The 19,721-nt window shown below is 72.4% G+C and carries 19 protein-coding genes and 1 riboswitch; of the genes, 8 read left to right on the forward strand and 11 right to left on the reverse strand.

Annotated elements, in window-relative coordinates; genetic code table 11:
- Nucleotides 1-101: 101 nt before the first annotated feature.
- Nucleotides 102-2,906 (reverse strand): N-acetylmuramoyl-L-alanine amidase, encoded by a 2,805-nt coding sequence (locus ASD33_RS17135; protein WP_056561540.1) that lies wholly within the window; start codon nucleotides 2,904-2,906, stop codon nucleotides 102-104.
- A 160-nt stretch (nucleotides 2,907-3,066) separates the two neighbouring features.
- Here ASD33_RS17135 and ASD33_RS17140 point away from each other — a divergent pair, with 160 nt between their 5' ends.
- Complete coding sequence (locus ASD33_RS17140) at nucleotides 3,067-4,413, forward strand: 3-deoxy-7-phosphoheptulonate synthase class II (RefSeq protein WP_056561542.1); 1,347 nt, start codon at nucleotides 3,067-3,069, stop codon at nucleotides 4,411-4,413.
- A 132-nt stretch (nucleotides 4,414-4,545) separates the two neighbouring features.
- Nucleotides 4,546-4,782 carry a (2Fe-2S)-binding protein gene (locus ASD33_RS17145; protein ID WP_056560528.1) on the forward strand — a complete coding sequence of 79 codons (237 nt, stop codon included), beginning with the start codon at nucleotides 4,546-4,548 and terminating at the stop codon, nucleotides 4,780-4,782.
- 22 nt (nucleotides 4,783-4,804) lie between these two features.
- Here the strand turns inward: ASD33_RS17145 and bfr are convergent, their stop codons facing one another.
- Nucleotides 4,805-5,281, reverse strand: a complete 477-nt coding sequence (gene bfr, locus ASD33_RS17150) for a bacterioferritin (protein ID WP_053640484.1) — start codon at nucleotides 5,279-5,281, stop codon at nucleotides 4,805-4,807.
- A gap of 177 nt (nucleotides 5,282-5,458) precedes the next feature.
- Here bfr and ASD33_RS17155 point away from each other — a divergent pair, with 177 nt between their 5' ends.
- Nucleotides 5,459-6,103 carry a sulfite oxidase-like oxidoreductase gene (locus ASD33_RS17155; RefSeq protein WP_056560531.1) on the forward strand — a complete coding sequence of 215 codons (645 nt, stop codon included), beginning with the start codon at nucleotides 5,459-5,461 and terminating at the stop codon, nucleotides 6,101-6,103.
- Between the two features lie 62 nt (nucleotides 6,104-6,165).
- Here the strand turns inward: ASD33_RS17155 and ASD33_RS17160 are convergent, their stop codons facing one another.
- The 6 genes from ASD33_RS17160 to thiO form a co-directional block, all read right to left on the reverse strand.
- On the reverse strand, nucleotides 6,166-6,759 hold the full coding sequence (locus ASD33_RS17160; protein ID WP_056560534.1) for a DUF4396 domain-containing protein: 594 nt from the start codon (nucleotides 6,757-6,759) through the stop codon (nucleotides 6,166-6,168).
- An 86-nt stretch (nucleotides 6,760-6,845) separates the two neighbouring features.
- A complete protein-coding gene (locus ASD33_RS17165) occupies nucleotides 6,846-7,697 on the reverse strand; it encodes a deoxyribonuclease IV (RefSeq protein WP_056560537.1) in 852 nt (283 codons plus the stop codon).
- A gap of 6 nt (nucleotides 7,698-7,703) precedes the next feature.
- On the reverse strand, nucleotides 7,704-9,611 hold the full coding sequence (pknB, locus tag ASD33_RS17170; RefSeq protein ID WP_199863531.1) for a Stk1 family PASTA domain-containing Ser/Thr kinase: 1,908 nt from the start codon (nucleotides 9,609-9,611) through the stop codon (nucleotides 7,704-7,706).
- Between the two features lie 120 nt (nucleotides 9,612-9,731).
- Nucleotides 9,732-10,526: a thiazole synthase gene (locus tag ASD33_RS17175; protein ID WP_056560539.1), complete on the reverse strand. Its 795-nt coding sequence runs from the start codon at nucleotides 10,524-10,526 to the stop codon at nucleotides 9,732-9,734.
- 5 nt (nucleotides 10,527-10,531) lie between these two features.
- Nucleotides 10,532-10,732, reverse strand: coding sequence for a sulfur carrier protein ThiS (thiS, locus tag ASD33_RS17180; protein WP_056560541.1), 201 nt, complete (start codon nucleotides 10,730-10,732; stop codon nucleotides 10,532-10,534).
- A complete protein-coding gene (thiO, locus tag ASD33_RS17185; RefSeq protein WP_079044822.1) occupies nucleotides 10,729-11,991 on the reverse strand; it encodes a glycine oxidase ThiO in 1,263 nt (420 codons plus the stop codon). The genes thiS and thiO overlap by 4 nt, the downstream gene beginning before the upstream one ends.
- 48 nt (nucleotides 11,992-12,039) lie before the next feature.
- A riboswitch (TPP riboswitch) is annotated at nucleotides 12,040-12,153 on the reverse strand.
- A gap of 82 nt (nucleotides 12,154-12,235) precedes the next feature.
- Here thiO and ASD33_RS17190 point away from each other — a divergent pair.
- The 5 genes from ASD33_RS17190 to ASD33_RS17210 all read left to right on the forward strand — a co-directional run bounded on the left by ASD33_RS17190 (nucleotide 12,236) and on the right by ASD33_RS17210 (nucleotide 16,554).
- Nucleotides 12,236-13,450 carry an FAD-dependent oxidoreductase gene (locus tag ASD33_RS17190; protein ID WP_056560544.1) on the forward strand — a complete coding sequence of 405 codons (1,215 nt, stop codon included), beginning with the start codon at nucleotides 12,236-12,238 and terminating at the stop codon, nucleotides 13,448-13,450.
- Between the two features lie 43 nt (nucleotides 13,451-13,493).
- A complete protein-coding gene (locus ASD33_RS17195) occupies nucleotides 13,494-13,859 on the forward strand; it encodes an Rv2175c family DNA-binding protein (RefSeq protein ID WP_056560547.1) in 366 nt (121 codons plus the stop codon).
- A 102-nt stretch (nucleotides 13,860-13,961) separates the two neighbouring features.
- Complete coding sequence (thiE, locus tag ASD33_RS17200) at nucleotides 13,962-14,615, forward strand: thiamine phosphate synthase (protein ID WP_056560550.1); 654 nt, start codon at nucleotides 13,962-13,964, stop codon at nucleotides 14,613-14,615.
- 127 nt (nucleotides 14,616-14,742) lie between these two features.
- On the forward strand, nucleotides 14,743-15,660 hold the full coding sequence (gene metF, locus ASD33_RS17205; RefSeq protein WP_056560552.1) for a methylenetetrahydrofolate reductase [NAD(P)H]: 918 nt from the start codon (nucleotides 14,743-14,745) through the stop codon (nucleotides 15,658-15,660).
- 54 nt (nucleotides 15,661-15,714) lie between these two features.
- Entirely contained in the window at nucleotides 15,715-16,554 is an 840-nt protein-coding gene (locus ASD33_RS17210) for a hypothetical protein (protein WP_056560555.1), read from the forward strand.
- A gap of 54 nt (nucleotides 16,555-16,608) precedes the next feature.
- On the opposite strand, the gene ASD33_RS17215 is transcribed toward ASD33_RS17210, so the two are convergent.
- The 3 genes from ASD33_RS17215 to ASD33_RS17225 form a co-directional block, all read right to left on the reverse strand.
- The gene (locus ASD33_RS17215) at nucleotides 16,609-18,042 is read right to left on the reverse strand and encodes an NAD(P)/FAD-dependent oxidoreductase (protein ID WP_199863532.1); all 1,434 of its coding nucleotides are present in this window, start codon (nucleotides 18,040-18,042) and stop codon (nucleotides 16,609-16,611) included.
- A 60-nt stretch (nucleotides 18,043-18,102) separates the two neighbouring features.
- The gene (locus tag ASD33_RS17220) at nucleotides 18,103-18,762 is read right to left on the reverse strand and encodes a DUF4126 domain-containing protein (RefSeq protein WP_056561549.1); all 660 of its coding nucleotides are present in this window, start codon (nucleotides 18,760-18,762) and stop codon (nucleotides 18,103-18,105) included.
- Nucleotides 18,763-19,089: 327 nt separating this feature from the next.
- Nucleotides 19,090-19,698 (reverse strand): TetR/AcrR family transcriptional regulator, encoded by a 609-nt coding sequence (locus ASD33_RS17225; RefSeq protein WP_056560558.1) that lies wholly within the window; start codon nucleotides 19,696-19,698, stop codon nucleotides 19,090-19,092.
- Between the last annotated feature and the right edge of the window lie 23 nt (nucleotides 19,699-19,721).

Below are 19,721 nucleotides of genomic sequence, written 5' to 3' on the forward strand. Positions count from 1 at the left end.
GAGCACTGTAGCCCAGCCGGACGCGGAACGGGGCCCGGTCCGCACCGTGGACGGTGCGAGCCGGGCCCCGTGAGCCCTCGGACTGCCGTGCGGCTACCCGATCAGAAGATCAGGTTGTAGATCTGCCAGCCGCCGCCGACCCGCACGCGGGGCGAGAACAGGGTGCTGGTGCCGGTGCCGGGGAGGGTCCACAGGACGCCCGCCGTGTCGCGGCCGGTGAAGTCGACCTTGCCGTCCTTGTTCACGTCGCTCGGGCCGACCATGCTGACGTAGGTCTGCCAGCCGTTGCTGATCTTCACCCGGGGCTGGAAGAGCGTGCTGGTGCCGGTGCCCTTGAACAGCCACATGCCGCCGGAGGTGTCCCGCGCCAGGACGTCGGGCTTGCCGTCGCCGGTCAGGTCACCGGTGCCGACGAGCTCGTTGTAGATGGTCCAGCCGGCGCTGACCTTCACCCGCGGGGCGAACGGCGTCGACGGGGTGCCGGTGCCCTTGAACAGCCACAGGACGCCCGACTTCTCGCGCGCGAGCAGGTCGGCCTTGCCGTCGCCGGTGAGGTCGCGGACACCGACCATGCGGTCGTAGATCTGCCAGCCCGCGCTGACCTTGATCCTCGACTTGAACGGCATCGAGGCGTTGCCGCTGCCGGGGAAGTACCACATGATGCCGGTGGTGTCCCGCGCCATGATGTCGCCGGTCCCGTCCGCCCGCAGCGCGGTCATCGGGGTCACGGTGTCGTACGTGTTCCACCCGGCGCTGATCCGGTAGCGGGTCAGGTAGGGCGTGGTGACGTTGCCGGTGCCCTGGTACTGCCAGAGGACACCGGCGGTGTCACGGGCGAGCAGGTTGTAGCGGTTGGTCGCGGTGACGGGCGCCCTGGTGGCGACCTCCTTGACGTCGCTCTGCTTCACGTACGCCAGACGGTGGTTGTAGCGGATCGGGATGAAGACGTTCGTCTTGCCCACGACCCGGGTGCCGTTGGTGTTGTACGCGCTGTAGTAGTAGTCGCCCGCGACCGGGGCGCCCGCCTTGGCGTACACCTGGCCCGCCGGGAGGCTGTACTTGCTCAGCGAGGCGTTGTTGTTCGCCTGGACCGGGACGCCGGTGCCCGTGTAGGCCGCGTCCTCGGGGTACGCCCGCCCGTAGACCGGGATCGAGGTGGCGCCGTCCTTGGCGGTGAGCGCGGTCAGCGCGGTGGTGCCGACCGGGGCCGTGAACTGGCCGCCCGGGTTGGAGAACCAGGCCTTCTTGCCGCCGAACCAGACGGCGGTCCAGTCGGTCCGCGACTCGGCGACGACGTACGTGCCGCCGGCCGTGACCTTGTTCGCCCAGTTCGAGCCCTGGGACCAGCCGGAGGAGAAGTACGGGTCCGTGAGGGCCTTCGCCGGGTCGGCGACCGGCTCCGAGTAGAGGTAGCCGAAGTTCACCGGCTGCGACGGAGTCGTCTTGGCCGTGCCGTCCTCGGTGTACGCCAGGGTCGCCTGGTTGGCCGAGGTGAACGGCGGCACGATCCGGACGAGCTGGCCGGCCTGGAGCAGGCCGCCCGCGTTGCCGGCACCGGTCGGCGCGCCGACCATGCCCATGAAGCGGTTCCAGTCCCAGAACGGGCCCGGGTCCCAGTGGTCCTGGACGACGCTGTCGAGGACGCTCGGGGCCTCGTCGTGACCGATGATGTGCTCACGGTCCAGCGGGATGGAGAACCGGTTCGCCAGGTACTTCACCAGCGCCGCGGACGACTCGTACTGCGGCTCGGTGTACCAGCCACCGCCGCCCTTGATCGCGTAGCCCTCGTGCTCGATGCCGACCGAGTGCATGTTCACGGTCTTGTTGTTCGCGTGGAACGCTTCGTTCTTGGTCTCGACCATCTGCGTGACGCGACCGTCGTTCCGCACGATGTAGTGGGCGCTCGCCCACCGCTGCGGGTCCTTGAACACGTTCACCGCGGCATCGTGGCTGCCCTCGATGTCGTGGATGACGATCTGGCGGATGTCGTAGCCGCCCGTGCCCCGGTCGGCGATGTTGTAGTTGCCGAGGTCCTGCGCGTAGGCCGCCGGGATGAAGGAGCAGACCAGGTTGGTCGGGCACTCGGGGGCCGGGTCGGCGGTCGTGGCCGCCGTGCTCGCCGCGAGCGGCACGTTCGCGGGCTTCACCGGCTCCACCGAGGGATCGGCCGGCAGGACGACCTGCTCGCCGTCCGCGGTGATCTCCCGCTCGCCCGTCCTGATCGACTCGAAGACGCGCTTCGCGAACTGGTCGGCGCCCTTGCGGTTCTCCGACTGGCTGTAGCGGGCCACGGCGGGGTACCAGTCGCCCGCGTCGTCCGACAGTTCCGCGCCGGCCTGCTTCTGGTACTCGGCGAGGAGGGCGGCGCCCGCGCGGATCGAGGCGGCGCTGTCCCCCTGGACGGCGTCGGTGGAGCTGTCGATCAGCTCGGCGGCCTTGTCCAGGGTGTGCAGCGTCGGGTCGTCGGTGTCGACCGTCTCGCCGGACGTCGGCGCCAGCGCCTTCTTCTTGTCGATCTTCTTGTCGACCGCCGGGTCACCCGTGCCGTTCACCAGGTGGAGCAGCTGGTCCTTCGCGTCCCGCGCGATGTCCTCGGGGTCGACCTTCGTCAGACCCATGACGTTGTACGCGCCGGTGGTGCTCGGCAGACCGTCGTGCGACTCCCAGCGCGTCTGGCGGTACGACACCGCCATCAGCACGCTCTGCGGCACATCGAACTCGCGCGCCGCGTTTGCGAACTGCGACTGGAGGGAAGCGTCCTTGCCGGACGCCGTGTCGCCCGCCGCGCCCAGGAGGCTCGGTGAGGCGACCGCGATGGTGCCGATCGTGGCGGTGGCGACGACCGCTGCCGCCGCTCCGTAGAGGAGTCGTCTCTTCTTGCGGTCCCTGCGGTGCCTCTGGGTCACGCCCACCCCTGTGGTTCGACTGTTGTGTTGTGAAACGGGCCAGAGGGTAACACCACTCGATGGCATGAAGATCACCCGGGGACAATCCGGGCGCGCGTCTCAGTCACTGGGCAGAGGGACAGGACCGGACGAAGAACCCCGTAATGTGGTGTGCGTGACCGTGAACGCTGATTCCCACGCCGTCGCCGAGGCGACCTGGCGAGACCTGCCCGCGGCGCAGCAGCCCGAGTACCCCGATGCCGAGGCTCTGCGCGATGTGATCGCGGACCTCGAGTCGTATCCTCCGCTCGTCTTCGCCGGCGAGTGCGACCAGCTGCGCGCCCGGATGGGAGCCGTCGCCCGTGGCGAGGCGTTCCTGCTCCAGGGCGGCGACTGTGCCGAGGCCTTCGACGCCGTGTCCGCCGACCACATCAGGGCCAAGCTCAAGACGCTGCTCCAGATGAGCGCCGTCCTCACCTACGCGGCCTCCGTGCCCGTGGTGAAGGTCGGCCGCATCGCCGGCCAGTACTCGAAGCCCCGCTCCAAGGGCACCGAGACCCGCGACGGCGTGACCCTGCCGACCTACCGGGGCGACTCGGTCAACGGCTTCGGCTTCGACGAGAAGTCCCGCATCCCGGACCCCGAGCGCCTGAAGCGGATGTACAACGCGTCCGCCTCCACGCTCAACCTGGTGCGCGCCTTCACCACCGGTGGCTACGCCGACCTGCGCCAGGTGCACGCCTGGAACCAGGACTTCGTGAAGTCGTCCCCCTCGGGCCAGCGCTACGAGGCGCTCGCCCGCGAGATCGACAACGCGCTGAACTTCATGAAGGCCTGTGGCACCGACCCGGCCGAGTTCAAGGCCGTCGAGTTCTACGCCTCCCACGAGGCGCTGCTGCTCGACTACGAGGGTGCCCTCACCCGTACGGACTCGCGCACCGGCAAGCTGTACGACACCTCCGGCCACATGGTCTGGATCGGTGAGCGCACCCGCCAGCTCGACCACGCCCACATCGAGTTCGCCTCGCGCATCGCGAACCCGATCGGCATCAAGCTGGGCCCGACCACCTCGGTGGACGACGCGCTCACCTACATCGACCGTCTCGACCCGGACCGCGAGCCGGGCCGTCTGACCTTCATCGTCCGCATGGGCGCCGACAAGGTCCGCGACAAGCTCCCCGAGCTGGTCGAGAAGGTCACCGCCTCCGGCGCGGCCGTCGCCTGGGTCACCGACCCGATGCACGGCAACACCTTCGAGGCCGCCTCCGGTCACAAGACCCGCCGCTTCGACGACGTGCTCGACGAGGTCAAGGGCTTCTTCGAGGTCCACAAGGCGCTGGGCACCCACCCGGGCGGCATCCACGTCGAGCTCACCGGTGACGACGTCACCGAGTGCGTGGGCGGCGGCGACGAGATCTTCGTCGACGACCTGCACCAGCGCTACGAGACGGCCTGCGACCCGCGCCTCAACCGCAGCCAGTCCCTGGACCTGGCGTTCCTGGTGGCGGAGATGTACCGCGATCAGTAAGTAGGTACCTACGACGACGGGGCGCGGATCCATGTGATCCGCGCCCCATCGCCGTATCCAGGCCTTTTGCGGCCCCGCCGTGCCGGGTAAGGTTAGGTTAGCCTTATCGATCACGGCGGGAGGTGAACCGCGTTGTACGTCTGCTCGTGCTTCGGCGTGACGGAGAAGCAGGTCAAGGAGCATGCGGACGCGGGCGCCTGCACGCCCCGCCAGATCGCCTCGGCCTGCAAGGCCGGAACGGACTGCGGTTCCTGCGTCCGTCGCATTCAGGCCATTCTCGGGCGCGGCAGCTGCCCGCGCCGCGACCTCCTGGACCAGGGGATGCCCGCCCTCACGGCGGAGGCCGTCGAACTGCCGGAAGCCGCTTAGCCCGGCCGGACGACCGCCCGGGTCAGCTCGGCTGCTCGATCAGGGTCGAGATGTACAGCGCCTCGCCCAGGGACTCGATCAGCTCCAGCTGGGTGTCCAGGTAGTCGATGTGGTGCTCCTCGTCGGCCAGGATCTCCTCGAAGAGGTTGGCGGACGTGACGTCCCCCTTGGCCCGCATGACCTCGATCCCGCGCCGCAGCCGGTCGATCGCCTCCACCTCGACCTGGCGGTCCGCCTGGAACATCTCGGTGAGGGTCTGACCGACCCGTACGTGGAAGAGTCGCTGGTAGTTGGGCAGGCCGTCGAGCATCAGGATGCGCTCGGTCAGCTTGTCCGCGTGCTTCATCTCGTCGATGGACTCTTCACGGGTGTACTTGGCGAGCTTCGTCCACCCCTTGTTGTCCTGGATGCGGTAGTGCAGCCAGTACTGGTTGATGGCCGTCAGCTCGCCGGTCAGCTGCTCGTTGAGAAATTCGAGGACCTCGGGGTCGCCCTGCATCGCAGAGGCTCCTTCCACGTTCCGTGTCTATGCCGTCACTGGGCAGGATGGCCGCATCCTCGCACCCCGAATGGGGGGCGTCCAGTAAGTGCAGGCTTAGTGGGAGTTGCCCGAATCATGACGCCCGGAAGGTAGCCTGGTCATGACCACCCCTCGCGGTCTGTCACCATGGATGACATGGGTCAGCCGGAGAGCGGAGTACACCGGGAAGCGGGGCAGCCGGATCGTTCGACGGACCTTCCGCCGGGCCAGCGGCTCCAGCGCGGCTGGCCGGTCACCCATTACGGGCCCGTCCCCAAGTTCAAGCCGGACCGCTGGGAGTTCCGCGTCTTCGGCGCGACGGCCGACGGCGACAAGCGGTGCTGGAACCACGAGGAGTTCTCGGCCCTCCCCTTCTCCACGGTCGTGGCGGACCTGCACTGCGTCACGAAGTTCAGCATGCTCGGGTCCGAGTGGGGCGGCGTGGCCGCCCGTACGGTCCTGGAGCTCGCCCCGCCGGCGCCCTCGGTGACCCATGTGATGGTCTGGGCCGAGTACGGCTACAGCGCCAACATGCGGCTCGCCGACTTCGCCGCGGACGGCACGATCTTCGCCACCCACAAGGACGGGGAGCTGCTCACCGCCGAGCACGGCTTCCCGCTGCGTCTGGTCGTCCCGCACCTGTACGCCTGGAAGGGGCCCAAGTGGGTCCGGGGCGTGGAGTACATGGCCGCCGACCGCCGGGGTTTCTGGGAGGAGCGCGGCTACCACAACCTCGGTGATCCGTGGACGGAGCAGCGGTACTCGTACCAGGAGGAACCGGGAGACGGCCCGGAGCTGTAGCGCTCCGGGCCGTCCGTCGGCGTTCGTCGTCGGCCGGGTCGCAGGGCCGCCGGCCGGTTCGTTCAGTGGTGGTACTGGTGGACCACCGCGTGGCCCTTGCCGCGGCCGATCATCCACTTGTTGACCGGAGTGGTGATCACGAAGGCGGCGGCGAGCGCGATGGCAAGCACGATCCAGAAGAGCGGTTCGTCCAGGTGCGCGTCCATGGCGCCGGGCCAGAGGGCGATCACGCCGTTGTCGATGATCTCCATGACCGCGATGGAGAGGGTGTCGGCGGCCAGCGCGACCTTGAAGGCCGTCCGGAAGTCGACGCCGGCGGCCAGGATGCCGCGCAGGGTGAGCGCGTAGCCGAAGAAGAAGGCCAGGACGATCGCGAGGATCATCGTCTGCATGTTGCCCCAGCCGAGCGCGGTGCCGATCAGCATGCCGAGGACCTCGCCGATGGCACAGCCGGTGAGGCAGTGCAGCGTGGCCTTGGCGGCCATCGACCAGGAGACCTTGCCGGTGCCGTGGTGGCCGTGGTGCTCGTGCCCCGCCGAGTGACCGGCGTGGTCCGAGTGGCCGGCATGGCTGGTGTGGTCGGTGTGCTCCGCGTGACCCGTGTGGTCGGTGGTGTGGGTGCCGTGTTCGTGACTGCCGTGCGCGTCCTGCTGCATCGGGTGCCCCCCAAGCTCGGGTAGCGGTTCCTGCCGTTACAGGAACCGTATACCCCCCTGGGGTATTCATCAACGCGAAATCGGCGTCAGTCCCGCAGCTTCTTCAGCAGCTCCACGTCCGCGAGGTGCCCCGCCTTGCCGCCCGGCGTCTCGATGATCAGCGGGACGCCCTCGGTCGCCGGGTGCCGGAGCAGGTTCCGGAAGCCGTCCTCGCCGATGTGGCCCACGCCGATGTTCGCGTGCCGGTCCTTGCGCGCGCCGACGACGTCCTGCGAGTCGTTGGCGTGGATCAGTTTCAGCCGTCCCTCGCCCACGGTCTCCACCAGCTGGTCGAGCGTCTGCGCGGCGCCGTGCGGGCCGGTCAGATCGTGGCCCGCGGCGAAGATGTGGCACGTGTCCAGGCAGATCCCGAGCTTCGGGTGCCGGTCGAGCGCGTCGAAGTACGGGCCGAAGTCCTCCGCCCGCGAACAGAGCGAGAAGCCCTGGCCCGCCGTCGACTCCAGGAGCAGGAACGGGTCGTCGTCGTGCGTCAGCTCGTCGAGCAGCGGCAGCAGCAGCTCCCGCACCTGCGCGAGCGCCACCGCGCGCGTGCGGCCCCCGGTCGCCGAGCCGGTGTGCACCACCACGCCCTTCGCGCCGATCTCCCGGCCGCGCCGCAGCGAGTGCCGCATCGACTCCACCGACTTCTCGGCGGTGGCCTCGGTGTGGGAGCCGAAGTTGATCAGGTAGGGGGCGTGCACCCAGGCCGAGACCGACTCGGCCTCGCACTCGGCCCGGAACCGCTCGTCCTGGGCCGGGTTGCCGGGCGGGGTCGCCCAGCCGCGCGGATTGGCGACGAAGACCTGCACGGTCTCCGCGCCCAGCTCACGGGCGTAACCGAGGCCGACGGTGGCGAGGCCACCCGCCACGGGGACATGGCCGCCGACGGGATTGCGCATCTGTTCCTACAGCCCCTTGATCGTGATCGTGACGGTGGAGCCCTCGGGCGCGGTGGTGCCGCCCTCCACGGACTGGCCGGAGACCGTGTCGCCGAGGTAGGGGAAGGACTTCTTGACCTCCACCTCGAAGCCCGCGTCCTCCAGCGCCGTACGCGCCTCGTCGGTCGAGCTGCCGGTGACGTCCGGGACCGGGACGAGCTTCGGGCCCTTGGAGACGGTCAGCGTGATCGTGTCGCCCTCGGCGGCCCGGCTGCCCTCGGCGAGGGACTGGGCCGCGACGGAACCGGCGTCCTCCGGCGAGTTGATCCGCTCCGGGGCGACCCGGACGGTGAGTCCGGCCTCCTGGAGCGTCGCCGTGGCGTCCTCGACCGTCTCACCGGTCATGTCCGGCACGTCGATCGGCGAGCCCTTGCTGACCACCAGCGCCACCGCCGAGTCGGGCGCCCGCTCGGTGCCGGGCTCCGGGTCGGAGCCGATCACGGAGCCCTGGGCGACGGTCTCGCTGAAGGCGCTGGTGATCACCCCGACCGCCAGGCCCTGCTGTTCCAGGGTGCGCCGGGCCTCGGCGAGCGGCTTGCCCTTGAGGTTGGGCACCTTCACGATCTGCGGACCCCTGGAGAGGGTCAGGGTGACCGCGGCGTTGCCCCGGAGGCGCTCGCCGGGGGCCGGGTCGACGGCCATCACGGTGCCGCGCTCGTACACGTCGCTGAACGCGCGCTTCGTCGTGCCGACCTCCAGACCGGCGTCGGTGATCCGCTTCGTCGCCACGGCCTCGGTCTGGCCGAGCACGGCGGGGACGCGGGTGAACTGGCCGGAATTGATGTACCAGACCCCGGCGCCCAGACCGAGGGCGAGCAGCACGCCGAGGACGAGGAGGAGCGGGCCGCGCGGAGGCCGGCGGCGCCGGTCGGCCGCCGGGGGCGGCTCGGGCGCCGGCATCCGGTTGGTGTGCAGCACCTCCTGGGCGTCCGCCCCGGCCGGTACGACCCGGGCGATCACGCTGGTCCGGTCCTCGGTGGTGCTCCGGTCCTCGGACCGAGCCTGCGGGGGTACGGCGTCCAGCTGGGCGTCGTCGAGCCGGGAGCGGGCCTCGCGGACCAGGCCGAGCAGGGCGACGGCGTCGTACGGGCGGACGTCGGGGTTGCGGGCGGTGGCGGCCGCGACCAGCTCGTCCAGCTCGGTGGCGAGCCCGGGGACGGCGGCGGACGGGGCGGGCACATCGGTGTGGAGGTGCTGGTAGAGCACCTGCGCGGGGGTGTCGCCGGAGTGCGGCTTGCCGCCGGTCAGCATCTCGTAGAGGACGACACCGCAGGCGTACACGTCGGCGCGGGTGTCGGCGGTGCCGTGCTCGATCTGCTCCGGCGCCAGGTAGGAGACCGTCCCGAGGACCGAGCCGGTGGTGGCGGTCGCCGAGCCCACCGCCCGTACGAGACCGAAGTCGGCGACCTTCACCCGGCCGTCGTCTCCTATCAGGACGTTCTCCGGCTTCATGTCCCGGTGGACGAACCCGGCCCGGTGGGCGGCGCCGAGCGCGGCGAGCACCGGCTCCAGGATGTCCAGCGCGGCCCGGGGCGCGAGGGCCCCGCGCTCGCGCAGCACGTCGCGCAGCGTGCAGCCGGCGACGTACTCCATGGCCAGATAGACGTACGCGCCCTCGGCGCCCTGGTCGAAGACCCCGACGACATTGGGGTGGGAGAGCCGGGCGACGGACTTCGCCTCGCGGATGAACCGCTCGACGAAGGCCGCGTCGGTCGCGAGCGCCGGGTGCATCACCTTGAGCGCGAGGACGCGGTCGAGGCGGGTGTCGACGGCCCGGTAGACCGTGGCCATCCCGCCGACGGCGATGCGCGCGTCGACGCGGTAGCGGCCGTCGAGCAGCCGCCCGACGAGGGGGTCCTGAAGGGTCGTGTCCACGGCGTCGAGTCTACGAGCCGTGGACCCGGCCCCCGCGCGGATGCCCCGGTACTGCAGCGCAGCTGTGACGAGCGCCGCACGGGAGCCGCGCGGGGACCGGCGGCCCCGGCGCCCCGCCGGTCAGAACGCCGGGCGTTCCGGGTCCAGCGCGGCGCGGCCCGTCACCGGGGACGACGCCTCGGCGAAGTGGCGGCGGGGGATGCGGCCCGCCCGGTGGGCCAGCCGGCCCGCCTCGACCGCGTGCCGCATCGCCGCGGCCATCAGCACCGGCTCCTGCGCCCGGGTCACCGCCGAGGCCAGCATCACCGCCGCGCACCCCAGCTCCATCGCGAGCGCCGCGTCCGAGGCGGTGCCCGCGCCCGCGTCGAGGATCACCGGCACCCCGGCCCGCTCCGCGATCAGCTGGAAGTTGTGCGGGTTGCGGATGCCGAGGCCCGAGCCGATGGGGGAGCCGAGCGGCATGATCGCCGCGCACCCCACGTCCTCCAGCTTCCGTGCGAGGACCGGGTCGTCGTTGGTGTAGGGGAGGACGGTGAAGCCGTCGTCGACCAGGGTCTCGGCCGCGGCGAGGAGCTCCTCCCCGTCGGGCAGGAGGGTCCGCTCGTCCGCGACGACCTCCAGCTTGATCCAGTCGGTGCCGAGCGCCTCGCGGGCCAGCCGGGCCGTGAGGACGGCCTCGCCCGCCGTGTAGCAGCCCGCCGTGTTCGGCAGGACGCGGATGCCGAGCCGGTCCAGGACCGAGAGGACCGAGCCCTGGACGGTCGGGTCGAGCCGCCGCATCGCGACGGTGGTCAGCTCCGTGCCGCTGGCGGTCAGCGAGCGTTCGAGCACGTCGAGGCTGGGCGCCCCGCCGGTGCCCATGATCAGGCGGGACGAGAACTCCGTACCCCCGAGGGTGAACACGTCGTCGGACATCGCGCTCAGCCCCCCTGCACCGCGGTGAGGACCTCCACGCGGTCGCCCTCGCCGAGCAGCGTCCGGGCCCACTCGCCGCGCGGCACGACCGTCTCGTTGAGGGCGGCGGCGACCCCGGAGCGGGACGTGGTCAGGGTGGCGACGAGGGCGTCGAGGGAGAGGGGGCCGGAGAGCACCCGGGCCTCTCCGTTCACGGACACGTTCATGCGGGCTGCTCCTGACGTACGGGAGAGGTACGGGAAAAACGGCGGGGGGTGAAGGGGCGCGCCTCGTCGGGGAGGGCGCCCGTGGTGAGCGCCTCGGCCATGACGTCGCCGGTGACGGGGGTCAGCAGCACCCCGTTGCGGTAGTGGCCGGTGGCCAGGTGCAGGCCGGGCAGGGCGGTGGGGCCGAGCAGCGGCGCGTTGTCGGGGGAGCCGGGGCGCAGGCCCGCCAGGGTCTCGGTGAGCGGCAGCTCGGTGATCCCGGGGACCAGCTCGTGGGCGTCCCGGAGCAGCTCGTACACCCCGCCGGCGGTGACCGTGGTGTCCCAGCCGAGTTCCTCGCTGGTGGCGCCGACGACCAGCTCGCCGTTCTCGCGGGGCACCAGATAGACGTGGCTGCCGCGCACGACGGCCCGGACGGTCCGGGAGAGGAAGGGGGCGTATGGGGCGGGCACCCGCAGCCGCAGCACCTGGCCCTTCACCGGGCGGACCGGCGGCAGCACCTCGGGCGGCACGCCCGCGAGGCGCCCGCTCAGGCTGCCCGCGGCGAGCACGACCTGGCCGGCCGTCAGCTCCCGGCCGTCGTCGAGCACCACACCGCGCGCCCGGTCGCGCACCACCGTCAGGCTCCGCGCGAGGGAGCGGTGGAAGACCACCCCGGCGCGTTCGCAGGCGACGAGGAGCGCGGCGGCGAGCCGGCGCGGGTCGACCTGGTGGTCGCCGTCCACCCGCAGCCCGCCGCGCACCCCCGGGGCGAGCATCGGTTCCAGACGGCGGCAGTCGCGGCCGCTGAGCCACTCCGAGGTGAGCCCGCAGCGGGTCTGGAGGGCGTGCAGTTCGCGCAGGTGGGCGCGGTCGTCGGCGTCGAGGGCGACGGCGAGGGTGCCGCAGGCGCGGTAGCCGACGTCGTGGCCGGTCGCCTCCCGGAGCTCGGCGGCGAACGCCGGATACCGGGCGGCGGAGGCGAGGTTGAGCCCGAGCAGGGTCTCCTCGCCGTAGTGGAGTTCGGTGACGGCGGCGAGCATCCCGGCCGCGACCCGCGCGGCGCCGCCGCCGGGGTCGGGGTCCACGACGGCGGTGCGCAGGCCGCGCAGCGCGGCCCGCCAGGCCGTGACGAGACCGATGACGCCGCCGCCGACGACGAGGACGTCGGACGTCCGGGGGCCGTCCCCGTCGGTCGCGGTCGGGCGGACGTCCGTCGGGCGGGCCTCGGGCGCCCGGACCTCGGGCGCCCGGGCATCGGTCGCATGAGGATCGGCCACGTGGGCGTCTGGTGCGTGGGCGTCTGGTGCGTGGACTTCGGAAGAACGCATGGGCGTCCAGCCCCTCCCTTCGCCGGCATGACCCGGATCAGGTTCGTACGGTCGGAGGCCGTCCCAGCCTCCCTCTCAGCCCGGTGCGTCCGGGCTCCCGCGAGTGCTTTACGCCCGCCAGACTAACCGCAGGCCCGGTGCGGTCCCAGACCCCTCCCTTCCTGACGGTCCGTCAGATGCGTAAGGTGGTCGGGTGAGCGAGCAGAAGCAGGCCCAGCAGCATGTCGTGATCGTCGGCGCCGGGATGGCGGGCGTCCAGACCGCCGTCGCCCTGCGCGAGCAGGGCTTCACCGGCCCCGTGACCCTCATCGGGGCCGAACCCCACCAGCCCTACGACCGGCCCCCGCTCTCCAAGGCCGTCCTCCTCGGCAAGGCCGAGGACTCCGCCTTCGACATCGACTTCGAGGACCTCCGCGTCGAACTCCGCCTCGGCCTGGACGTCACCGGGCTGCGCGCCGCCGACCACGAGGTCGACACCGAGGCCGGGCCCGTCGGCTACGACGCCCTGGTCGTCGCCACCGGCGCCCAGCCCGTCACCCTGCCCGGCAGCGAGGGCGTCCCCGGGGTCCACCTGCTGCGCACCCTCGACGACGCCGTGCGCCTCGGACCCGTCCTGGAGCACCGGCACGACGTCGTGGTCGTCGGCGCCGGATGGATCGGCGCCGAGTTCGCCACCGCCGCGCGCGCCGCGGGCTGCGCCGTCACCGTCGTCGAGGCCGCCGGCCTCCCCCTCACGGGCGCGCTGCCCGCCGAGGTCGCCACCCCGATGGCCGAGTGGTACGCGGCGAACGGCGCCGAACTCCTCACCCACGCGCGCGTGGCCACCGTCGAACCCGGCCGGGTCGTCCTCGCCGACGGCCGCGAGCTGCCCGCCGACGCCGTCGTCGTCGGCATCGGCGCCCGCCCCGCCACCGGCTGGCTGGCCGGCTCCGGCATCGCCCTCGACCCGGGCGGCGCCGTCACCGCCGACGAGCGGCTGCGCACCTCCCTGCCCGATGTGTACGCCGTCGGCGACTGCGCCTCCTTCCCCTCCGCCCGCTACGGCGAGCGGCTCCTCGTCCACCACTGGGACAACGCCCTCCAGGGCCCCCGCACGGTCGCCGGGGAGATCACCGGCGCCGGCGACGCCCCGTACGACCCCGTCCCGTACTTCTGGTCCGAGCAGTTCGGCCGCTTCGTCCAGTACGCGGGCCACCACGCCCACGCGGACGAGCTGCTCTGGCGCGGGGACCCGGCGGACGAGGCCTGGTCGGTGCTCTGGCTGCGCGACGGCGTGCCGGTCGCCCTGCTCGCCGTCGGCCGCCCCCGCGATCTGGCCCAGGGCCGCAAGCTCATCGAGACGGCCACCGCCGTCGACCCCGCCCGGGCGGCGGACCCCTCCGTACCCCTGAAGGCGGCGGTCAGGTAGGGCCCGACTACCGGCTGTCAGTCCGGGATGGCAGGCTTGTCCTGTGACCGAGATTGACGTAAAGATCGATGCGCTCGTCCCCGCCTGGCTCTACGTGCCCGACATCGCGGAGATGCTCGATGTCGAGGTGACGCGCGTGCGGCAGCTGATCAAGGAAGGCCAGCTCATCGCCGTGCGCCGCGGCGAGAACAACGCCCTGCAGATCCCCGCCGCCTTCATCCAGGAGGACAGGATCGTCAAGGGGCTCGTCGGGCTCCTGACCGTGCTGCGGGACGACGGCTTCACCGACGAGGAGATGCTGGAGTGGCTCTTCACTCCGGACGAGAGCCTGCCGGGCACGCCCGCGCAGGCGCTCAACGAGAACCGTGGCACGGAGGTGAAGCGCCGCGCCCAGGCGCTCGCCCTCTGACGCCCGCACGCACCGAAGACACCATCAGCGGGTGTCGCGGCGACCGGCCCCCGACGGGCCGGCCGCCGCGGCACCGGCGACACCGACGGGGGGAACCCACCCATGCCCACGCCTCGTGAGCGGCTCGCCGACGCCCGGCTCTACCTCTGCACCGACGCCCGGAAGCGCCAGGGCGACCTGCCCGACTTCCTGGACGCCGTGCTCTCCTCCGGTGTCGACATCGTGCAGCTCCGCGACAAGGGCATGGAGGCCGGCGAGGAACTGGAGCACCTGGCCGTCTTCGCCGATGCCGCCCGCCGCCACGGCAGGCTCCTCGCGGTGAACGACCGGGCCGACGTCGCCCACGCCATCGGCTCCGGCGTGCTCCACCTCGGCCAGGGCGACCTGCCCGTGCCCGCCGCCCGCGCGATCCTCGGCGAGGAGGTCCTGATCGGCCGCTCCTGCCACGCCGAGAGCGAGGCCGCCGCGGCCGCCGTCGAACCGGGCGTCGACTACTTCTGCACCGGGCCCTGCTGGCCCACCCCCACCAAGCCGGGGCGGTACGCGCCGGGCCTCGGCCTCGTGCGGTACGCGGCCGGCCTCGCCCAGGACCGGCCCTGGTTCGCCATCGGCGGCATCGACGAGACCAACCTCGACGAGGTCCTGGACGCCGGGGCCCGGCGGATCGTCGTCGTCCGGGCGATCACCGAGGCCGATGACCCGGCCGCGGCGACGGCCGCGCTCGCCAAGCGGGTGCGGGAGCGCGCCGGGGCGTAGCGCCCCGCGCGGGGGACTCCGGGCGGCCCCGGTCGTGAGGCGTGTCCCGGCCGAGGTGTGTCCGAAAAGGTGTCCATCACTCGGACACCGTTGACGCCGCTCGCCGGACCCCGTCTAACCTGCCCGTATGGCCCTTGGTACCGCTTCCGTCCGTTCGGACCGCGCCCGCACGGTCCGCGAGATCCTCGCCTCCGGCGGCACGTCGTACTCCTTCGAGTTCTACGCGCCCCGGACCGAGAAGGGCGAGCAGGTCCTCTGGAACGCGATGCGCCGGGTCGAGGCCGTCGGGCCGAGCTTCGTCTCCGTGACCTACGGGGCGGGCGGCACCACCCGCGGCGGCACCGTGAAGGCGACCCAGAAGATCGCCTCCGACACCACGCTCACCCCGGTGGCCCACCTCACCGCCGTCGACCACTCGGTCGCCGAGCTGCGCAACGTCCTCGGCCAGTACGCCGACGCCGGCATCCGCAACATGCTCGCGCTGCGCGGCGACCCGGCGGGCGACCCGCTGGGCGACTGGATCGAACACCCCGAGGGCGTGAAGTACGCCGCCGACCTGGTCCGGCTGATCAAGGAGTCCGGCGACTTCTGCGTCGGAGTCGCGGCCTTCCCCGAGATGCACCCCCGGTCCACCGACTGGGACGCGGACATCCGGCACTTCGTGGACAAGTGCCGCGCGGGCGCCGATTACGCCATCACCCAGATGTTCTTCGACCCGGAGGCCTATCTGCGGCTCCGGGACAGCGTCGCCAAGGCGGGCTGCGAGACCCCGATCATCCCCGAGGTCATGCCCGTCGTGAACGTCAAGACCCTCGACCGGCTGCCCCAGTTGAGCAACGCGGCCTTCCCCCCGGATGTGAAAGACCGCATCCTCGCCGTCAAGGACGATCCCGCCGCTGTACGCTCCATCGGTATCGAGTTCGCGACGGAGTTCTGCGCGCGGCTGCTCTCCGAGGGTGTCCCCGGACTGCACTTCATCACGCTGAACAGCTCCACCGCGACGCTCGAGATCTACGAGAATCTCGGACTGCACCAGCAGTCGTGACCGGTCGTACCCGCCCCGACCCGCGGCGGTGACCGTGGAGAGGGGCGGCGGGGCATGGGGTGGACGGTCCTCTACATCGCGTTCGGCGTGGTTGCGCTGTGGTTGCTGGGGGAGGTGCTCCTCCAGTACAAGGCGCGGCTGCGCTGGCGCCTGCTCGCCTTCACCGGCTTCGTCGGCGTGGTCTTCGGCGTGCTGCTGCCCTCGGTGGCGGTGATCGTCGCCGGTGCCGTGGCCTTCGCGGTCGGCCAGACCTATGTGACGCTCTCCTTCCGCCGCGGCTTCTCCACCGGCTGGGCGATCGGCGGCAGCCCGGGTGCCAGCCGCCGGCGCCGCTCGGGCGGTCCGGCGCAGGCCGGGCCCACCCTTGAGGTCACCGAGCTGTCCTACGAGGACGAGGAGTCCCCGTTCCCCGGCCAGGGCGAACCGGCCGCCGCCGAGACCACCGCGGTCTACGAGCCCCTGCCGCTGCCCGAGGACACCGGCCAGTACGGGGTCTACGGCGGGCACGGCACGGGCCACGACGCCGGCCAGGGTGCCGCCGCCCACGACACCGGCTACACGACGGGGTACGCGACCCCCGGCCACGACCCGTACGCCCCGGCCTACGACCAGCAGCAGCCGGCCTACGGCTACGACACCGCGGGCCAGCAGCAGTACGCCGCCTACTCCGACCCGTACATCGGTCCGGGCACGGACGCCCAGCAGTACGGCACGTACTACGGCGACTCCTACGCCCCCTCGTACACCTACGACACGCCGCCCGGCGGGGTCTGGGTCCCGCAGCAGCGCGACACCGACCAGCCCGTCCAGCCCCAGCAGCCCCCGCAGCAGCAGGGCGCCCAGCAGTACGGCTGGGAAGCGCACCCGGACGACCAGCAGCAGTACCGGTACTGAGCGACCGTCGGGGGCCCCCGGCCCCCGACGCCCCCGGGCCCGTCCGGGCAGCCCCTACTGGGAGCCGCGGAAGTCCGCGCCCTCCACGATCAGCCCGGCCACCAGCGCGCCCGACATGCCCGCGTGGGCGAGACCGCCTCCCGGGTGCGACCAGCCGCCCGCGAACCAGAGCCCCGGCAGCGGCGAGCGGTTGTCGGCGGGCAGCAGCAGCCCCCGGGCCCCGGCCAGCGCCGGCCCCGGCACCTCGGCGGCGCCGGTGTCCCGCCGTACGTCCTCCGGCGTGCGGACGTGCCGCCACAGCAGCCGCTCCGCGAGCCCCGGGACCGCCGGGCCCGCCGCCTCGACCATCCGGTCGGCGAAGGCCTCCCCGTCCTGCCCGGGGGAGGTCCGCACGGTCGCCGTGACCGTCACCGACTCGTACCCGCCCTCCGGGTGCAGCGCCGGGTCGTCCGGCCGCAGCACCGTCACCGTCGGCCGCCCGCCCTCCGCGTGCACGACCGTGCGGTGGACCGCCTCCGCCTCCCGGGCGCCGCGCAGGGCCAGACAGACCGTCACCCTGCCCGTCAGGACGGTCTGGTGGTGCGGCCGGTCGTCGCCGTGGCCCCACTCGACGACATGGTCCCGGTAGAGGGCGGGCACCGGCGCGCCCGAGACGACGTGGTCGGCCTCGACGGTCTCCCCGCCGGCCAGCCGGACACCGACCGCCCGGCCGTCCTTCTCCAGGACGTCCTCGACGGGTGAGCCGAAGACGAACTCGACCCGGCGCTTCCGGCACCGCTCGTACACCGCGTCGGCCAGCGACCGCAGCCCCCCGGCCACGTACCAGCTGCCGAAGGTCTGCTCCATGTACGGCAGGACGGCGGCCGAGGCCGGGGCGGTGGCGGGGTCGAAGCCGTACGTCCAGGCGTACGCGTCGAGCAGGGCGACGAGCCGGGGATCGCGCAGCTCCCGCGTCCCGATCTGCGCCAGTGTGGTCGTCGGGCGGCGCAGCAGACCCGCCTTCAGGGCCGGGTACGGGTCGGCGGCCGGCGGCGCGGAGTCCTTCGGCTGCGGCTCCTCCAGGAGCGGGCGGCGGGTGCGGTCCCAGGCCTCGCGGGCCCGCACCAGGAACGCGCCCCAGCGCTCGCCCGCGCCCGCGCCGAGCGCCGCGTCCAGGGCGGCGACCGTGCCGGCCCGGGAGGCGTTCGGCAGGTCCACGCGGGTGCCGTCGGCGAAGACGTGACGGCTCGCCGGGTCGACCTGCGTCAGCGTGACGCACTCCTCCAGCGGTTCCTTGCCGGTCTTCACGAACAGGTCCCGGTAGACGGCCGGCAGGTGCAGCAGCCCCGGGCCCGTGTCGAAGGCGAACCCGTCCCGCTCGAACCGGCCGACCGCGCCGCCGTACGTCGCCGTCCGCTCGTACACCGTCACCCGGTGGCCCGCCACGGCCAGCCGGGCCGCCGCCGACATGGCGCCGAGTCCCGCGCCGATCACCACAATCCGTGCCATGTCAGCGACCCTATCCGGCGGCTCCGACGGCCCCGGACGGGCCCGGAGCGCGGGGCGGGATCAGAAGTGCTCCGAGCCGTCCCCGTCCCCGCTCCCGGACGGCGGCCGGTCCCGGACGCGGCCCCCTACGTCGGCGAGCCGCCGCTCCTCGCGGCGCTGCGACCTGCGGCGCAGGAAGCGCCGGATCCGCTGGGCGAGGAAGACCAGTATCGCCAGGCCCAGGGCGAGCAGGACGGCCGCGACGACCGCCGCCGCCACCGGATGGAAGACCGCGAAGGTGACGATCGCCGCCACCCCGAGATCCTCCGCCAGGCTCAGCGCGACATTGGAGAACGGTTCGGGCGAGGTGTTGACCGCCATCCTCGTCCCCGCCTTGACGAAGTGGCTGAGCAGGGCCGTCGAACCGCCGACCGCGCCCGCCGCGAGTTCCGGCAGCGAGCCGTTCTGCCCGGCGAGCAGGGCCCCGACCACGGCGCCGGCGATCGGCCGGATCACGGTGTGGACGGAGTCCCATATCGAGTCGACGTACGGGATCTTGTCCGCCACCGCCTCGCAGAGGAACAGCACGCCGGCGACGACGAGGACATCGGTGCGCTGCAAGGACTCGGGCACCTCGTCGGTGAGCCCGGTCGCGCCGAAGACGCCGAACAGCAGGACCACCGCGTACGCGTTGATCCCGCTCGCCCAGCCGCTGGTGAACACCAGGGGGAGTACGGACACGTCGGCGATCGTAACCAGCACTGAGTACCCGTACCTAGGGGGCGAGATGAGTAGGTGCGCGGATGGGCTCGGCACCGCCCAGGCGGAAGAGTGGAGTCCACGGAAGGGGCGCGGCTCCGGGCACCGCGGACACGGGGCCGCGGAACCGGGGCCGCGCGCCTGCCGCTACGGGGCACGGGGGTGTCACGGGGGAGTGCGGAAGCGTGCGGAGAGCGCGCGGACGTACGGCGTTGTACGGAGAAGGCCGGTGCGGCGGGGCTCGGGGGGATCGAGCCGCGTCGCACCGGCCTTCTCCGTGCGTGTCCCTCTGTCGGCGGGTGCCGCGCGCTACCGGCCGCCGACCCGGCCGTGCAGCAGCCGGGAGAGCGCCGCGTGCACGTCGTCGAGCGAACGCTCGCTCTGGAAGGCCTGCCAGTCGAGCGCCGCCACGAGCACCATGCCGACCAGGGCCGCCGCCGTCAGCTGGACGTCGATGTCGTCGCTCAGCTCACCGGCCTCGACCCCGTCGCGCAGCACTCCCTCGACCACCGCGACGGCCTCCTGGCGGACCACCAGGAGCGTCGAGTTCCAGGCCCGGTTGGTGCGCCACAGCTCGGCCACGTACAGCTGGGTGAAGGCCGGGTAGCGGTCGATGAAGACGAGACCCGCCCGGATCATCGCGTCCAGCGCGTCGACCCGGCTCCCGCCGCGCTCGGCGGTCTCCTCGGCCGCCGAGCGGAGCGAGGCCGCGAGCAGCGCGACCCCGTGGCGCAGCAACTCCTCGAACAGCTCGGTCTTGCTCTTGAAGTTGTAGTAGACCGTGCCCTTGGCCACGCCGGCCCGCTCCGCGATCTCGTCGACGGTCGTCGCGGAGAAGCCCTGCTCCGCGATGAGGGTGACCGCCGCTTCGTAGAGCTTCGCGCGCGTGGCCTGGCGTCGGGTGCTGCTGCTGTCCATGGGCTCGATTCTCACAGGTGCGG

It is taken from the genome of Streptomyces sp. Root1304 (assembly GCF_001426405.1).
Lineage (GTDB): Bacteria > Actinomycetota > Actinomycetes > Streptomycetales > Streptomycetaceae > Streptomyces.

Coding starts and splice junctions, on each gene's coding strand:
- ASD33_RS17215 (WP_199863532.1), bottom strand. CDS start 18,042: ATGGCACGGATTGTGGTGATCGGCGCGGGACTCGGCGCCATGTCGGCG.
- bfr (WP_053640484.1), bottom strand. CDS start 5,281: ATGCAGGGCGACCCCGAGGTCCTCGAATTTCTCAACGAGCAGCTGACC.
- thiS (WP_056560541.1), bottom strand. CDS start 10,732: ATGAACGTGTCCGTGAACGGAGAGGCCCGGGTGCTCTCCGGCCCCCTC.
- ASD33_RS17175 (WP_056560539.1), bottom strand. CDS start 10,526: ATGTCCGACGACGTGTTCACCCTCGGGGGTACGGAGTTCTCGTCCCGC.
- thiE (WP_056560550.1), top strand. CDS start 13,962: ATGCCCACGCCTCGTGAGCGGCTCGCCGACGCCCGGCTCTACCTCTGC.
- ASD33_RS17165 (WP_056560537.1), bottom strand. CDS start 7,697: ATGCGCAATCCCGTCGGCGGCCATGTCCCCGTGGCGGGTGGCCTCGCC.
- ASD33_RS17160 (WP_056560534.1), bottom strand. CDS start 6,759: ATGCAGCAGGACGCGCACGGCAGTCACGAACACGGCACCCACACCACC.
- ASD33_RS17225 (WP_056560558.1), bottom strand. CDS start 19,698: ATGGACAGCAGCAGCACCCGACGCCAGGCCACGCGCGCGAAGCTCTAC.
- metF (WP_056560552.1), top strand. CDS start 14,743: ATGGCCCTTGGTACCGCTTCCGTCCGTTCGGACCGCGCCCGCACGGTC.
- ASD33_RS17155 (WP_056560531.1), top strand. CDS start 5,459: ATGGGTCAGCCGGAGAGCGGAGTACACCGGGAAGCGGGGCAGCCGGAT.
- ASD33_RS17210 (WP_056560555.1), top strand. CDS start 15,715: ATGGGGTGGACGGTCCTCTACATCGCGTTCGGCGTGGTTGCGCTGTGG.